Consider the following 15,544-nt stretch of genomic DNA (forward strand, 5'->3'; position numbering starts at 1 on the left):
AGTGAATTTATGGATTCAGGCACCATTGCCCCCATGGCGCCTCGATGAGCAAACAGCATGGGGCATTCATGGTCTCGACAAAGCTAATCGCCAACGCCGAATCTGCTGCCGAATTTTTGATGCTCATGGGCAACGAAAAGCGGCTCTTGATTATGAGCTATCTGATCGACGGTGAAATGTCGGTCGGTGCCATCGCCGACAAGGTGATGCTTAGCCAATCCGCGCTCTCCCAGCATCTGGCCAAGCTGCGGGCACTTGACCTCGTGGAAACCCGCCGCGACCGTCAGATGATCTACTATTCCTGCAAATCCGACGCGGTGCGCGAACTGCTTGTCGTGCTGGATGGTATTTTCGGCACGGGCAAGGAAGACCTGTCCCAGATGGCGCAGAGATTGCGCCGCGCCGGGACTTGACCGGACGCTCCTGCGGCCGCTTACCTCGCTGACGATTTTCGGAGCGTGGCTTGTGCGTCTCACCCGACGCATGAGCCACGCTCTCGATATTTGAGCGCAGGACATGGACCCAATTCGCATCGACGACCCACGGGATTCGCGCGTCGCCGCCTATCTCGATATCCGCGAACGCGATCTTGCCGGCCGGCAAGGCCGTTTCGTCGCCGAAGGCAAAGTGGTTCTCGACCTGCTTCTGTCGTCCGGCCGCTTCGGCGCCGAATCCATTCTTGTCCTGGAAAACCGGCTCAGCGGCCTGAACGACATCCTGCACAAGGCGCCTGCCGACCTGCCGGTCTACGTCGTGACCTCAGCGGTGATGGACGCGATCGCCGGCTTCCACATGCATCGCGGCATCCTGGCCATCGGCCGTAAGGCGACGCCGCAAGCAGCCGGACCATTGCTGGATGCCTCGCCAGCTCAAGCCTTGGTCGTGGTGCTCGTCGGCATCGCCAACCACGACAATATGGGCGCGATCTTCCGCAATGCCGCCGCCTTCGGCGCCGATGCGGTGCTGATGGACGCGACCTGCTGCGACCCGCTTTACCGAAAGGCGATCCGCGTTTCGGTCGGCGCCGCGCTCAAGATTCCGTTCGCATTCTTCACCGACACCGCTGGCTTTACAGCGATGCTCGCCGAACGGGGCTTTCAACAATTCGCCCTGTCGCCGCGCGGACGAACCGACATACGCGATGCAAAGCCGGCCGGGCGCCTGGCACTCTATCTCGGCACCGAGGGCGAAGGCCTGCCCGAAAGCCTGCTTGCGCGCCTGCAAACCGTGCGGATCACCATGTCGAAAGGTTTTGACAGTTTGAACGTAGCCGCGGCATCAGCTATCGCGCTGCATCACTTTTCACATCGTTGAACAGGCGTGACGACAGACCGCCGCTTCAGTTCGCGGCCGCCTTCTGCAAAGCCCGCACGCGGTCGGCGAGGCTGCGGTCGCCGCCGCCGGATCGCCTTTCCTGTGGTGCCGCCAGCGCCTTGGCGATCGGTGAATCAGGTCCCTCGAGCTTGGCCGTCAGGTGGACGACTTCAGCCGCCAGCTCGTTCATCTGCTCGCGCAACGCGGCACTGCCATTCGCCGAGCCCGGCGATGCAACCGCGCCGAGATCCGCCTTGAGCCGCTTGTTCTCGCGCGCCAGTGCCGTCAGCCTGGCCTCCAGCCGCTCGCGATCGCTATCAAGCTTGGCGATCACCTGGTCCAGATCATCGCGCCTCTTGGCCTCGTCTTGCCCGGCTTCATCCGGCTTGCCGACCAGCCGCAAGGCCGATCCACCATCCTCGGCCTTCGCCTTTTCGCGCAGCCGCGCCAGCTCCTTTTCACGGCGGTCGAGCTTGTCCTCGCGGTCGGCGAGCGTTGCCAGCAGCCGTTCGACCTTCTTGTCGAGTTCGGCCGCCCTTTTCTTCTCCGCCTTCAGCGCATCGCGCGCGGCCCTGCTTTCGGCCGCGATCTCCTGCTGGCGCCGATCCGCTTCCTTGCGCTGGCCGCGCAGCAGCGAGATGTCGCTGGCTAGCTTCTGCAATTCAGATTCGCGCGCCACAAGCTCGATCTGCCGGCTGGAGGAGGAGAAACTGGCATCGTCGTACATATGCTCCAGCTTTTCGAGCTCGAGCGCCCGCTTCTCCAGCTTGCGTTCGGTTTCCTTGAGCCGCTCCGAAAGCCGGTGCAGTTCCTCTTCGCGCTGCCGCAGCGCCTCGCTCTTGGCGCCGAGTTCGGCGAGCGCGTGGTTCTTGTCCGTGCGTTCGATCGCCAACCCCTTCAACGCCTCGCGGCCACGATTGATCTCGACGAGCTGTTCGGCCGCTTTCTCGCGCAGCGCCTTGACGTTCATTTCGAGGCGGCGCGTCGCCATGGCGTACTCGGCCCGGACGCGGTCCTTGTCGGCCTGGATCTCGGCCTGCGTCAACGGGATAGAAGCCTCGATGCGCCTGCGGGTCAACGCGACGGCACGCCGCCAGACGGCCGGAGCCACGATCAGCGCCAGAAAGCCGGCACACAGAAAGCCGAGGGCAAAGAACAGGACCGACTGAACCAAAGGACTACCCGCTATCGGCGGCAACCGCCGGAACTGGACCGCATCACACTGGCATGGCGGAAATCCGGCGCTGCGGCAAGAGCTTGCCACAGCGCATTGGGGGTCACAGGCCTACAAATCTCATGGAAAACTCGGCGTTGCGGTCATGGCGGATTGGACTTTAGAACGGATTCCACGTCGCCCGCTCGGTCAGCTTCAGATAGCCGAGATTGACGCCGAGCCGGGCGCCGACGCCGGTGCGGATCGGCACCAGAAGTACATTGTTGTTCTTCAGCACATTGAAGCCGACGCCGGCCACCACATAGGCCGAACCGGCGACGCCGCCATAGCGGTTGTAGAGGTTGCTGACATCGTCGAGATTGTAGACCAGCATCATCACCCGGGACCCCTCGCCGCCGAAATCCCAGCCCAGCGACGGGCCTTGCCAGAACACTTTGTGGTCGCCGGCATTCTTGGTGTAGAGCGTGCCTTCGCCGTAGGTCAGGCCGCCGATCAGCGCGCCCGACCCCTCCTCACCGAGCAGATAGCCATTGGGCAAGCCGTAAGAGGCGAAGATCTTCTCGACGACGGTGGCGAGACCACCCGACGTCGCGCCGAAGAACTTGTGACCGGAATCGATAATCTCCTGAGCGGTGTATTCCTGGGCTCGCAGGGCTGAAGTCGAGAAGACGAGAACGCCCATCAGCGTGATCGCCATTGAGAGGACGCGGAGAAAGCTCCGGTCATAAAATCGGGAAAACATGCTTCCAATCTCCGTCATGGAGCACTTTCGCCGACGCCTCGCATCCGGTCCGGCTCTTTAGGCGGCCGTTAAGGATGACTGTTAGGGGCAAACTATGCCGTAATCCTTTTTCAACCATTAACTCTCACAGGAAGATGGCGGTTCAAAGGCTGGCTTTTGGGGTCGCGCGGCGCTGAAAGCCCGCGCAAACGCGCCATTTGCCCCGACGACAATTTCGGATTTGTTGCTGTACATACGAGTGCTGTGTATTCAGAGAGCCTCGGGTTGAAGCGTGATTCGTGTGGGCAGGCGCGACGATCAATCGCTCGGCCAGGAATTGTGGAATTTTGCAGGGATTTTCACCGATGGCCGATCTGTTCACCCTTTCCGCGCCTGACCTGGCGGCGCTTCTGTGCAGCCGCGTCTGCCACGACATCATCTCGCCGGTCGGTGCGATCAACAACGGGCTCGAACTGCTTGACGAGGGCGGCGCCGACGAAGACGCCATGCGGCTCATCCGCCAGAGCGCCAAGAACGCCTCGGCCCGGCTGCAGTTCGCCCGCATCGCCTTTGGCGCGGCAGGCTCCGCCGGCATGCTGATCGACACTGGCGACGCCGAGGCGGTGGCCATCGCCTTCCTCAAGAATGAAAAGCCGGAACTGACCTGGAACGGGGCGCGCGCGCTGCTGCCCAAGAACAAGGTCAAGCTGTTGCTCAACCTGATCCTGGTCGGCAATGCCGCCATTCCGCGCGGTGGCAAGCTGGTCGTCACCCTCGAGAATCTCGAAACCGAGCCGCGCATTTCAATTTCGGCGAGCGGCCCGATGCTGCGCGTGCCGCCGAAGTTCCTCGAACTGCATTCCGGTCACAAGCCGGAAGAGCCGATCGACGCGCATTCGGTGCAGCCCTACTACACGCTGCTTCTTGCCCGCGAGGCCGGCATGACGATATCGATCCATGCAACGGCGGAAGAAATCGTGCTTTCGGCAGTCTGAGCGTCAGGCCGGCTTGTCGGGAGAACAAAGTATTTCAGCGGCGTAATATTGCCGTGACGGCTCGATTGGCAGCGGCAGCGAAGCATTCGCGAAGAAAAGCCTCTTCGGCGGCATCTTTCCAAAAATTTTACCTAAAGGCTTTTCGGGTTCTTTACCAGATCGGTCTAGGGTGCTCAGCAGATGCCCCGCACGACCGGATTGCCCCAGGGCAAAGAGGACCCGGAAATGAAACGCTGTATGTTCGTCGACGACTCAAGCGTCATCAGGAAGGTTGCAAAACGCATCCTGGGCGGTTCCGACATGGTGGTCATCGAAGCTGCCAGCGGGCTTGACGCACTGGAGATGTGCTCCGCCGACATGCCCGACATCATCGTCGTCGACGGCGCCCTGCCGGACGTGCCGGCGGTTGACCTCATCCGCCGCGTGCGCGCCATGGAAAGCCCGATAAAGCCGCAGATCCTGATCTCGCTCGTCGAACTCGACATCGCCTCGATCATGCGGGCCAAGCGCGCCGGTGCCCAGGGCTATCTCCTGAAGCCATTCAATCGCCCGCAGCTGCTCGAGCGCTTTCGCAAGTTGAAAATCGCCGCCTGAGAGGGCGGCCCACTCTTATTGCTGGTCCATAACGCAAAAACCCGGCCGAAGCCGGGTTTTTGTCTGAGATGGCAATAATTTGGACCGCGCTCGCCGCTCAAGCGCTGACGCGAATGTCTTCCGGTTCGCGCAGCACGTAGCCGCGGCCCCAGACCGTCTCGATGTAGTTCTGGCCACCGGACGCGGCGTCGAGCTTCTTGCGCAGCTTGCAGATGAAGACGTCGATGATCTTCAGTTCCGGCTCGTCCATGCCGCCATAGAGGTGGTTGAGGAACATTTCCTTGGTGAGCGTGGTGCCCTTGCGCAGCGAGAGCAGCTCCAGCATCTGGTATTCCTTGCCGGTGAGATGCACGCGCTGGCCGCCGACTTCAACGGTCTTGGCGTCGAGGTTGACCACCAGGTCACCGGTGGTGATGACCGACTGGGCGTGGCCCTTGGAGCGCCGCACGATGGCATGGATGCGCGCCACCAGCTCGTCCTTGTGGAACGGCTTGGTCATATAGTCATCGGCGCCGAAGCCGAGGCCGCGCACCTTGTCCTCGATGCCGGCCATGCCGGAGAGGATGAGGATGGGCGTCTTTACCTTGGAGAGGCGAAGCGTTCTCAACACCTCGTAGCCGGACATGTCGGGCAGGTTGAGATCGAGAAGGATGATGTCGTAGTCGTAGAGTTTGCCTAGATCGACACCCTCTTCGCCGAGGTCCGTCGTATAGACGTTGAAACTTTCCGATTTCAGCATCAGTTCGATGCTTTGTGCGGTTGCACTGTCATCTTCTATCAGCAGAACACGCATTTAATTCCCCTTTTCTGCTGCCGGACCATCTTACGACCCGTCCGGATCCGGAGCAGTGGTTGCCTTGTGCAGAGGCTGCCATCGAATGGTTAACAAAACCTAATTTCCCGTCCATGACGGTACCAGATTTTTTAACCCCTTTCTACACCCTCTTGAATCTAATAACGAATCACAGACCCAAATTCCTAATGCAACACATTAACAACCTGGACTAAGCGACTCCAGGGACTCATCGACGCGCTTCCGAATCGGCGACCGGAATTTTTACCCGGCCTTAAGTCCTGACCCGTATGATTAACAATGCCCGTAAACGAATGGTTACCGCCGGCAAAAAACTTTAGGGTTTTGTTTCCCATAGTTCGGGAGATGCCGGTGGACATGGGCAGCGCCTGGGCCTTTCCAGGTGGTTTGGACGATATGTGCGAGTGTGCGTTTCCGGGAGTACCGAATCATGAAGTCACGTGAAAACCTCGTTCGGCTGAAACAGTTTCAGGTGAATGAGAAGCGGCGGCAGCTGCTGCAACTCGACATGATGATCGCCGAGTTCGAACGCATGGCCGTCGAACTGGAGCTGCAGATCACCGCCGAGGAAAAGAAAGCCGGCATCACCGACATCAATCATTTCGCCTATCCGACCTTCGCCAAGGCGGCACGCTTGCGCCGCGACAACCTCAGAAATTCACAAGGCGACCTCGCCCAACAGCGAAGCGCTGCCGAATCATTACTCGGCGAAGCTGAAGCGGAGCTTTCCAAGGCTGAAATGCTGGAATCGCGTGACACCAAGATTCGCGAAGCCGAAACCGGCGGCCGCAGCGCCATGATCGGCTGAACCGGCCGAGATCCGCATCGTCGGCGTGTCCGCGCCGGCGCGCATCTGGAGCAATTCCAGGAAAAGCACCTTGCTGGCCATAGCCTCAAACCGGCTCCGCCTGAATTGCCGCGGAGATCACCGGTCTAAGCGGCCCAATCCCCTTCATTTGCGGCAGTCGGCCTGGCACGTGCATCCTTGATATCAGGCGCGTGCTGCTCCGCCCATACCCGGATCTGGGTGAGCAATCCCGCCAGGTTCTGGCCGAGCTCGGTCAATTCGTATTCAACGCGCGGCGGAATGACCGGGAAGATCTCACGCCGCACCAGACCGTCACGCTCCAGCACACGCAATGTCTGCGTCAGCATCTTGGGCGTGATGCCTTCGAGCTTGCGGGCAAGCTCGCCATTGCGCAGCCGGCCTTTGCGCAGCGCGCAAACCACCAGGTAGACCCATTTGCTGGCCAGCATCTCCAGCACGGTGTGTGAAGCACATGTCCGCCGGAAGGCGTCATAGCCAAAAGGCGAGTTGAAGTCACTATCCATGGGGTACCTATATATCAAAGAGGTACATACTGGACAAGGAAATATTACTATCCAAATGATAGCGGCACCAACCAAGCAGGAGAGATCCCCATGCGTGCCGTTACCCAAAATACCGTCGGCGGTCCCGACGTGCTAATTATTGCCAACCAGCCCGCTCCCTCGCCCAAGGCCGGCGAAGTGCTGGTCCGCGTCAAGGCAGCCGGCATCAATCCGGTCGATGGCGCCGTGCGCGGCGGTTACTATCCGCTGCTTGGCGAGCCGCCCTTCACCCTTGGCTGGGATATTTCAGGAACCGTCGAGGCGCTCGGCGCCGGCGTGACCGGCCTCAAGGTCGGCGACGAAGTGTTCGGCATGCCGCGCTTCCCCAAGCAGGCGGCGGCCTACGCGGAATTCGCCGCGGTGCCGGCCGACGAGATCGCGCTGAAGCCGAAGGCGGCGGACCACATCCAGGCGGGTGCATTGCCGCTGGCCGGTCTGACCGCCTGGCAGGGCCTTGTTCGCCATGGCGCATTGAAATCGGGCCAGCGTGTGCTGGTGCATGCGGCGGCCGGCGGCGTCGGCCATCTGGCGGTGCAGGTCGCCAAGGCGCGCGGCGCTTACGTCATCGCCACCGCCAGCCCGAACAAGCTCGATTTCGTTCGCAAGCTCGGCGCCGACGAGGTCATCGACTACACCCAGGGCGATTTCACCAGCCGGATCAGCGACATCGATCTGGTGCTGGACCCAATGGGCGGCGAGCACGCCGAACGCTCGCTGAAGGTCATCAGGAATGGCGGCGTGCTGGTGTCCTTGCTGAACCTGAACGACACCACCAGGGCGCTGGCCAGCGCCCGTCACATCCGGGTCGAGCGCATGTCGGTCGTGCCGGACCGTGAAGGCCTGGTGGAGCTTGGCCGGTTGATTGATGCGAACAAGCTCACCGTTCATGTCGCCAAGAGCTTCCCGCTCGAAGAGGCCGGTGCCGCCCACGCCTTTCTCGCCACCAAGCCGATCGGCAAGGTGGCGCTGACGGTCTGAGCTTGGGAAGGATCAGGTCCAAAACAAAAGGGCGCGGAGTGCCGCGCCCTTTGATCGTGTTCAGGCCGGCTCTAGTGCCGGTATTGCTGGATGCGCGTGGTGCGCAGCCCGGCAAGGCCATATTCGTCGATCGACGCCTGCCAGGACAGGAATTCCTCGGTGGTCAGCTTGTAGCGCTGGCATGCCTCCTCAAGGCTCAAAAGCCCGCCGCGCACCGCCGCAACCACTTCCGCCTTGCGCCGGATGACCCAGCGACGCGTGTTGGTCGGCGGCAGATCGGCAATCGTAAGAGGGCTGCCGTCAGGCCCAATAACATACTTGACTCTAGGTCTAACCAGATCGGTCATCGTACTCTCTACAAAAAACTCAAAGACCCAATCCCCGCCACGTTACCGCCACAGCTTTAAAAATTGCCTAAGCAGACCCTAATGACTAGGTAAGGATCGTGAACGGCGCGTTAGTCTTTTCGCAGGCATTTGAAACATCGCGCTGGAAGCCTTGAATCGGCTGGGAAAAATCCGGCCGATCGCGGATTTGCCGCAACCCGTCGATTGCCTTCCAAGCTGGCGTCGCCGGAAACCTTGACCTATATTCTCGACATTGGCATTCAGATGCCGCGCAGAATGAAAGCATCATGAACAGTCTCGACCTTCCCGGACGTCCCGAAAACACCCGCATTGTCGTCGCCATGTCGGGCGGCGTGGACTCGTCCGTGGTCGCCGGCCTGTTGAAACGCGAAGGCTATGATGTCGTCGGCGTCACCTTGCAGCTCTACGATCACGGCGCGGCCACGCACCGGGCCGGTTCATGCTGCGCCGGACAGGACATCGACGATGCCCGCCGCGTCTCCGAGACGCTTGGCATTCCCCACTATGTGCTCGATTACGAGGAGCGCTTCCGCAAGGCGGTCATCGACCCCTTCGCCGAGAGCTATGTCGCCGGCGAGACTCCGATCCCTTGCGTCTCCTGCAACCAGACTGTGAAGTTCGCCGATCTTCTGGCCACCGCTAAGGAACTCGGCGCCGACGCGCTCGCCACCGGCCACTACATCCGCTCCGGCGCCAACGGCGCCCACCGCGCGCTCTACCGGCCGGTCGATGCCGACCGCGACCAGAGCTATTTCCTGTTTGCCACCACGCAGGCGCAGATCGACTATCTGCGCTTTCCCCTGGGCGGCCTGTCGAAGCCGCAGGTTCGCGCCATAGCCGAGGAGATGGGGCTGACGGTGGCGGCCAAGCAGGACAGCCAGGACATCTGCTTCGTGCCGCAGGGCAAATATTCCGACATCATCGCCAAGCTGAAGCCGGCCGCAGCCAATCCGGGCGACATCGTCCATATCGACGGCCGCGTGCTTGGCCGCCATGAAGGCATATTGCGCTACACGATCGGCCAGCGCCGCGGCATCGGCATCGCGTCGGGCGAGCCGCTCTATGTCGTCCATCTCGATGCCGAGCGGGCCCGCGTCGTCGTCGGCCCGCGCGAGGCGCTGGAGACGCACAAGATCTATCTGCGCAACATGAACTGGCTTGGCGACGGGCCGCTCGGCGACATTCCCGAAGCCGGCCTCGAACTGTTCGCCAAGGTGCGCTCGACCAGGCCGCCGCGGCCGGCGGTGCTGCGCCATATCGCAGGCGTGACGTCGGTCGAACTCGCCGACGGCGAATCCGGCATCGCGCCCGGCCAGGCCTGCGTGCTCTATTCCGACGACGGCAACGAAGCGCGCGTCTTCGGCGGCGGCTTCATCGAGCGCTCCGAGCGCGGCGCCGAGGCCGAGGCCATGCTGACGAAGCTTGCGGCCAGACCGGCGCAAATTCCCGCTGAGTAAAACACCACTCTCCAGAGGCCGTTTCGAAATTCGCTCCGGTGAGTCAGATGGCCGCCGGAGTAGAATTTCCAAACGGTCTCAGGACTTCGTGTGGGTGACCGTGCCCGCCGTCAGGATGCGCAGGACCCTGATCGCCTCCTCGCCGCTGGTGCGCGGTTCGGCGCGCGTCTCGATGCAGTGGATGAAATGCTCCAGCTCGCGCGTCAGCGGCATGCCTTGCGCCACCGCGACATAGGACGGCTCGTTGGTGGTGAACGCCCATTGGCCGCTGTCCTGCCAGACCGCGTGGCGGTAGACGGCAAGCTTGCGCTCCCATGGCTCGACATCGTCGAACACCGCCATCGCCTTGGTGCCGACCACGGTCAGGCGCCGTTCGCGGTAGGGATTGAGCCGCGAGGTGAAAAGATGGCTGCGCAGGCCGTTGGGAAAGCGCATGTGCAGATGCGCGAAGTCGCTGAGGTTGTCGAGGAGTGCCGCCCCCTCGCCGCGCACCTCGATCGGCTCGGTGCCGGTGATCGCCAGGATCATCGACAGATCGTGCGGCGCCAGATCCCACAACGCATCGTTCTCGGTGTGAAACTTGCCAAGGCCAAGCCGGTGCGAGTGGATGTAGCGGACCTCGCCGAGCTCGCCATTGTCGATCAGCCCCTTCAGCGTCTCGAAGGCGGGATGGAAACGCAGGACATGGCCGACCATGAAGACGCGGCCATTGTCCTTGGCCGCCTGCACCGCGCGCTCGGCATCCGGCACCGTCAGCGCGATCGGCTTTTCGACCAGCACGTCTTTGCCGCTCTTGGCGGCGCGCACGGCAAGGTCGGCATGGAACTGCGGCGGCAAGGCCATGACGATGGCGTCGATATCGTCACGCACGAACAGCTGGTCGGGCTCGATCGCCAGACAATCTTGTTCGCTGGCAAAGCCTTCGGCTCGCGCCCGGTTGGCGTCGGAAACCGCGTACAGCGCGCCGAGCGCCTTGAGGGTGCGGATGTGGTTGCTGCCCCAGTATCCGCAACCGAGGACTGCAATGCGCGGCTTCATCTGTTTCAAACTCTAAAAACTCGTGGCCGAGACATAGCGACGTGCCCGTTCGAACTCAACCCCGGCGGATGTAACCAAATGTCGGCGCGGCAAAGCTTTTTTCGGCAATGAGAATATGCGGCGATATGGAATGCATCGAAGCTTGACAGGCTCGCCCTCCCAACCTTATATCCGCGCGACCTTGGCGAACGCCTCGAAATGCCTTTCGATTTAAGGCGGATTTCGGGCCTTTCGCCGCCCTGGCGGGGTAGCTCAGTTGGTTAGAGCACGGGAATCATAATCCTGGGGTCGGGGGTTCAAGTCCCTCTCCCGCTACCATTTGGTCAATAAGATCAATTGGTTACGTGGGCATCTGCTACCGTTAGCCATGCTGATTGCTCTCACTAGCATCGGCACACGAACCCGCCAGTCGCCCCGTGCAGACAAACGAGGCTCGGCAACAGTGCCCTACTCAGCAGCCATAACTGGTCGCATTTCCAGTTCCTCCGTCGAAACCTCATGGATTTCATCCGCAGTCGGGACCTCATCCGCAGTCGGCTTGATCCGGAACCACGCGGTGTAGAGCGCGGGAAGGAAGAGCAGGATCAACACCGTGCCGGCCGCCGTTCCGCCGATCAGCGTATAGGCCATTGAACCCCAGAATACGGAGTGTGTGAGGGGGATGAAGGCGAGCACGGCAGCAAGCGCGGTCAAAATGACGGGCCGTGTACGCTGCACCGTGGCCTCGATGACAGCGTGATAGTCATCAATGCCGGCAGCACGGTTCTCCTTGATCTGTTCGGTCAGGATCAGCGTGTTGCGCATCAGGATGCCAGCCAGTCCTATCATGCCCAGAATGGCGTTGAACCCGAAGGGCTGGTGAAAGGTGAGCAGCATCGGTACGACGCCGACAAGGCCAAGCGGTGCCGTCAGCATGACCATGAACATCGTTGAGAAGGATCGCACCTGCAGCATGATGACGATCAACATGGCGGCTATCATAGCCGGGAAAACTTTAGCTAGCGCGGTGTTGGCCTTTTCAGCCTCTTCGATTGATCCGCCCATTTCGATGCGATAGCCGACCGGAAGGGACGCAATCAGCGGCTGAAGGGCCTTCATGATCTGCTTGGAGACCTCCGGAGGCTGGGTCGCCTCATTGATGTCCGCGCGGATCGTGACAACGGGCGTGCGGTCGCGCCGCTTCAGGATTGGCTCCTCCTGACGGATTTCCGAATGCCCGATCTGGTCGAGCGGAATCGAGCGGCCGTCTCGACTCACGAGTGAGAAATCCGCCAGACGCGCCGGATCCAGCCGCTCGCCGCCGGCGCTGCGCGCCACGATGGGGACGTTGCGGATGTCCTCGCGAACCTGCGTAACGGGGATGCCGGTGAGAAGGAATTGCAGTTGCTGTGCCACCTCCGCCGGCGAGAGGCCGATGAGGTTCAGCCGATCCTGATCCGGGACGAAGCGAAGCACGGGCGTGCGATTGCCCCAGTCGCGGTTGGCTTGCCGCACATCCGGAACGCTCCGCATGATGTCGAGGGCCTTTTCGGAAATGCTGTAGAGTTGCTTGGAATCGGGTCCCATGACCCGGAACTCGACTGGGAATGGCGTGTAGGGGCCGAACACGAGCTGCGTAACGCGGACATACGCCTCGGGTGCAAGACCCTGCGCCACCGCCTCTCGGAGCCGGTTCTTCAACGCCTCACGCGCCTCGGCGTCCGGGGTTAGCACGACGATCTTGGCGAAGGCGGGATCAGGAAGCTCCGGGGCCATTGCGAAGAAGAAGCGCGGAGCGCCCTGACCGACATAGCTCGTGACGATCTTGGCCTCGGGCTGGCTGTCCAGCCAATTTTCGAGCTTCTCGACGGCTGCGGTCGTTGTCTCGATGCTACCACCTTCCGGCAGGCGAACCTCCACCAACACCTCGGGACGGTCGGATGTTGGAAAGAACTGCTGTTTGACGCCGGCCATACCGACGACTGAAAGCGCGAAGGCGATGCCAACAATACCGCAGGTTACAAACCTATGGCGCACGGCAAATGTGATGGCCCGTCGCAAACGTCGATAATTACGCGTGTCGTAAATAGCGTGGTGACCGCCTTCGACCGGTTTGATCGCGGGCAGCATCTTGACACCGAGATAGGGTGTAAAAACCACCGCGACGATCCATGAGACGATGAGGGCGAACCCCACGACCCAGAAGATGTTGCCGGCGTATTCGCCGGCCGTCGATCGCGCAAATCCCACCGGCACGAAGCCGGCGATCGTCACCAGTGTTCCCGATAGCATCGGCGCAGCAGTGTGGCTCCATGCATAGGCCGCCGCCTTGATGCGGTCCATACCCTCTTCCATCTTCACCACCATCACCTCGATGGCGATGATGGCGTCGTCCACGAGTAGACCAAGCGCCAGGATGAGGGCGCCGAGCGTGATGCGATCGAAGAACCGGCCGGTCTCCAGCATGATGAGGAACACGACGGCGAGCGTCAGAGGGACGGCAGCCGCTACGACGGTCCCGACGCGCCAGCCCATGCTGATCAGGCTGATCAGCAGCACGACGCCGAGCGCCATCGCGAACTTCAACATGAATTCGTCGACCGCCGAGGTGATGTTGACGGCCTGGTCGCTTACCTTGTCGAGCGTCACGCCGAGCGGCAGTGTCTGTGTGATCACGGCAGTCCTGTCCTCCAGGGCCTTGCCCAGCGCACGACCGTCCCAGCCCTCCTGCATAACCGCCGCGAGCATGATGGTGGGCTCGCCCTGGCCTCGGATGAGGTATGAGGGAGGGTCCTCATAGCCACGGCTGACTTCGGCGATGTCGGAGAGCTTCAGCGTCCGCCCCCCAGCGACAATCGGCGTGTCGGCGATCGCCTGAACGCTGTCATAGGCGCCGTCGACCCGAATGAAGAGGCGCGGCCCCATTGTGTCGATCGAGCCTGCGGGCGTGACCGTGTTTCGCCGCTGCAAGGCAGCGACGATGTCCTGTGCCGACACGCCGAGCGTTGCCAGCTTGGCGTATGAAAACTCCACGAATATCTGTTCGGGACGTTCACCAAGGATGTTGATCTTTTTGACGCCGGGCACGTGCAGGAGGTCCTGGCGGATCACCTCCGCCTGCCTCGCCAGTTCCCGCATCGGCATGCCTTTGGCCTTCAGCGCATAAAGAGCGAAGCTCACATCCGAATATTCGTCGTTCACGAAAGGGCCAAAGACGCCGGGCGGCAGGTTGGGGGCTTCATCCCCGAGCTTCTTGCGAGCCTGGTAGAACTCCTCCTGCACGCCGGATGGCGGTGTGCTGTCCTTCAGGGTGAGCGTCATGTACGCATAACCTGGCCGTGTGGTCGTCTCCACCCGGTCGTACCAGGTCAGCTCCTGAAGCCGCTTCTCCAACGGTTCGGCGACGAGGTCCTGCATCTCTTGCGCCGTCGCGCCCGGCCACGCCGTCGTGACCGTCATGGTCTTGATGGTGAAATTCGGGTCCTCCGCCCGGCCGAGCATGAGGAAGGCGTAGGCACCGGCAGCCACCAGCAGAAGGATGAAGAACAGGGTGACGGCGCGGTCGCGAACGGCGATCGCGGAAAGATTGAAGCTCATCAGTTGCTCCCGCTTTCGGACTCGGTCCGGACGCGAACGCCTTCCTGCAGGAGGTGGGCGCCGAGCGACACAATGGGAACGTTGGAGTTCAAACCGGAGATCACGGCGGTTTCGCTGGTAACACGAACAAGCTGGACCGGCTGAAAGTGTACGGTTGAGGTGGCGCTGTCCAACACCCAAACGCCGGTCTTCCGGCCGTCATCAAGCACGGCTCCCAGTGGCACCTGGACCTCCGGCTGTTTCACCTGGCTTGCGAGCTTAATGGTTACCGTCGCGCCAAGCGGTGCCGCGGCAGCCTCACCGTCCAGCACATAGCGCGCCTCATACGTGCGGGTCTGGGCATCGGCGGAGTCCGACAGCTGCCGCAGATGCGCTGAATAACGACGCTCATCACCACCATACACGCTGGCCTCGGCTACCGAGCCTATCGCCGGCCGGATCGTTTCGGGAAGCGCGACAACCGCTTCGCGTGGGCCGGCCTTGGCGGTCCGGATCACGGGCTGGCCCGCAGCGACGACCTGCCCCGGCTCGCCAAGCGTTTCAACCACCGTTCCATCCGCGTCCGCCAACAGGACTGCATAAGCCGCCTCGTTCTCGGCGACCCGTGCGTCGGCTTCGGCGGCGGCAAGTTGCGCTTGGGCTGTATCCATCGCAGCCTTCGCCTGCTCGTAGCGCTGCGGTGTAACCCAACCGGCGCGGAGCAAGCTGGCGTACCGCCGTTCATCCGGCTGCGTCTGAACGACTGTTGCGTGCGCTGCGTCAACGGCATTGCGTTTCGCCGAAAGCGCAAGGCGCAGATCGGTGTCGTCAATCCGCATCAGCGGCTGGCCGGCTTTGACCTCCTGACCGACGTCTACCAATCGTTCCACGATCTTGCCGGGAACCCGAAAGCCTAGATTGCTCTGCACCCTCGCCGCGATGACGCCGGTGAAGCCGCGCTCTGATCCGGTCACCGGCGCTGCCGATACGAGTCTGACGAAAGGCGCTTCCTGCCTTGGGTCGGTCACCAAAGGAGCCTCCTGCGCAGGAGTGGCAAACGTGGCGAATGCCGCCACCCATGACATCGCCGTCAGGGTCGATCCCAATACGATAACGGTTCTCTTTTTCACGCTCGTCGCCCCATCTCAAATTAGATTGCGTTCGA

General features: G+C 61.8%; 15 protein-coding genes and 1 tRNA gene. 8 read left to right on the plus strand and 8 right to left on the minus strand.

Annotated features, from left to right (window positions below; translation table 11 throughout):
• Nucleotides 1-68 precede the first annotated feature (68 nt).
• A complete protein-coding gene (locus AC04SF_RS29265; protein WP_027047319.1) occupies nucleotides 69-413 on the plus strand; it encodes an ArsR/SmtB family transcription factor in 345 nt (114 codons plus the stop codon).
• Between the two features lie 103 nt (nucleotides 414-516).
• The gene (locus tag AC04SF_RS29270; RefSeq protein WP_488480598.1) at nucleotides 517-1,314 is read left to right on the plus strand and encodes a TrmH family RNA methyltransferase; all 798 of its coding nucleotides are present in this window, start codon (nucleotides 517-519) and stop codon (nucleotides 1,312-1,314) included.
• A gap of 25 nt (nucleotides 1,315-1,339) precedes the next feature.
• On the opposite strand, the gene AC04SF_RS29275 is transcribed toward AC04SF_RS29270, so the two are convergent.
• Together AC04SF_RS29275 and AC04SF_RS29280 are read right to left on the minus strand one after the other, a co-directional pair.
• Nucleotides 1,340-2,488 (minus strand): coiled-coil domain-containing protein, encoded by a 1,149-nt coding sequence (locus tag AC04SF_RS29275; protein ID WP_488480599.1) that lies wholly within the window; start codon nucleotides 2,486-2,488, stop codon nucleotides 1,340-1,342.
• Between the two features lie 160 nt (nucleotides 2,489-2,648).
• Complete coding sequence (locus AC04SF_RS29280) at nucleotides 2,649-3,185, minus strand: DUF1134 domain-containing protein (protein WP_244277619.1); 537 nt, start codon at nucleotides 3,183-3,185, stop codon at nucleotides 2,649-2,651.
• 389 nt (nucleotides 3,186-3,574) lie between these two features.
• Between AC04SF_RS29280 and chpT the strand changes: the two genes are divergently transcribed.
• Entirely contained in the window at nucleotides 3,575-4,204 is a 630-nt protein-coding gene (chpT, locus tag AC04SF_RS29285; RefSeq protein WP_488480600.1) for a histidine phosphotransferase ChpT, read from the plus strand.
• Nucleotides 4,205-4,429: 225 nt separating this feature from the next.
• The gene (locus AC04SF_RS29290; RefSeq protein ID WP_488480601.1) at nucleotides 4,430-4,798 is read left to right on the plus strand and encodes a response regulator; all 369 of its coding nucleotides are present in this window, start codon (nucleotides 4,430-4,432) and stop codon (nucleotides 4,796-4,798) included.
• A 97-nt stretch (nucleotides 4,799-4,895) separates the two neighbouring features.
• Here AC04SF_RS29290 and ctrA read toward each other — a convergent pair whose 3' ends face one another.
• The gene (gene ctrA / locus AC04SF_RS29295) at nucleotides 4,896-5,591 is read right to left on the minus strand and encodes a response regulator transcription factor CtrA (protein ID WP_006203583.1); all 696 of its coding nucleotides are present in this window, start codon (nucleotides 5,589-5,591) and stop codon (nucleotides 4,896-4,898) included.
• Nucleotides 5,592-6,042: 451 nt separating this feature from the next.
• On the opposite strand from ctrA, the gene AC04SF_RS29300 reads away from it, so the two are divergent.
• Nucleotides 6,043-6,420: a flagellar export protein FliJ gene (locus AC04SF_RS29300; protein ID WP_140705050.1), complete on the plus strand. Its 378-nt coding sequence runs from the start codon at nucleotides 6,043-6,045 to the stop codon at nucleotides 6,418-6,420.
• Nucleotides 6,421-6,545: 125 nt separating this feature from the next.
• Here AC04SF_RS29300 and AC04SF_RS29305 read toward each other — a convergent pair whose 3' ends face one another.
• The gene (locus tag AC04SF_RS29305) at nucleotides 6,546-6,944 is read right to left on the minus strand and encodes a winged helix-turn-helix transcriptional regulator (protein WP_488480602.1); all 399 of its coding nucleotides are present in this window, start codon (nucleotides 6,942-6,944) and stop codon (nucleotides 6,546-6,548) included.
• Nucleotides 6,945-7,034: 90 nt separating this feature from the next.
• On the opposite strand from AC04SF_RS29305, the gene AC04SF_RS29310 reads away from it, so the two are divergent.
• Nucleotides 7,035-7,961, plus strand: a complete 927-nt coding sequence (locus AC04SF_RS29310) for an NADP-dependent oxidoreductase (RefSeq protein WP_488480603.1) — start codon at nucleotides 7,035-7,037, stop codon at nucleotides 7,959-7,961.
• Nucleotides 7,962-8,032: 71 nt separating this feature from the next.
• On the opposite strand, the gene sciP is transcribed toward AC04SF_RS29310, so the two are convergent.
• Entirely contained in the window at nucleotides 8,033-8,308 is a 276-nt protein-coding gene (gene sciP / locus AC04SF_RS29315; protein WP_006203587.1) for a CtrA inhibitor SciP, read from the minus strand.
• A 287-nt stretch (nucleotides 8,309-8,595) separates the two neighbouring features.
• Between sciP and mnmA the strand changes: the two genes are divergently transcribed.
• Nucleotides 8,596-9,786, plus strand: a complete 1,191-nt coding sequence (gene mnmA, locus AC04SF_RS29320; RefSeq protein ID WP_488480604.1) for a tRNA 2-thiouridine(34) synthase MnmA — start codon at nucleotides 8,596-8,598, stop codon at nucleotides 9,784-9,786.
• 78 nt (nucleotides 9,787-9,864) lie between these two features.
• Here the strand turns inward: mnmA and AC04SF_RS29325 are convergent, their stop codons facing one another.
• Nucleotides 9,865-10,824 carry a Gfo/Idh/MocA family protein gene (locus tag AC04SF_RS29325; RefSeq protein WP_096449513.1) on the minus strand — a complete coding sequence of 320 codons (960 nt, stop codon included), beginning with the start codon at nucleotides 10,822-10,824 and terminating at the stop codon, nucleotides 9,865-9,867.
• A 241-nt stretch (nucleotides 10,825-11,065) separates the two neighbouring features.
• Here AC04SF_RS29325 and AC04SF_RS29330 point away from each other — a divergent pair.
• Nucleotides 11,066-11,142 (plus strand) — tRNA-Met (locus AC04SF_RS29330).
• Between the two features lie 129 nt (nucleotides 11,143-11,271).
• Here AC04SF_RS29330 and AC04SF_RS29335 read toward each other — a convergent pair.
• Both AC04SF_RS29335 and AC04SF_RS29340 read right to left on the minus strand, forming a co-directional pair.
• A complete protein-coding gene (locus AC04SF_RS29335; RefSeq protein ID WP_488480605.1) occupies nucleotides 11,272-14,400 on the minus strand; it encodes an efflux RND transporter permease subunit in 3,129 nt (1,042 codons plus the stop codon).
• A complete protein-coding gene (locus AC04SF_RS29340; protein ID WP_488480624.1) occupies nucleotides 14,400-15,464 on the minus strand; it encodes an efflux RND transporter periplasmic adaptor subunit in 1,065 nt (354 codons plus the stop codon). Before AC04SF_RS29340 ends, AC04SF_RS29335 begins: the two co-directional genes overlap by 1 nt.
• Nucleotides 15,465-15,544: the final 80 nt, after the last annotated feature.

The sequence above is a fragment of the Mesorhizobium sp. CNPSo 4671 genome (genome assembly GCF_057784245.1).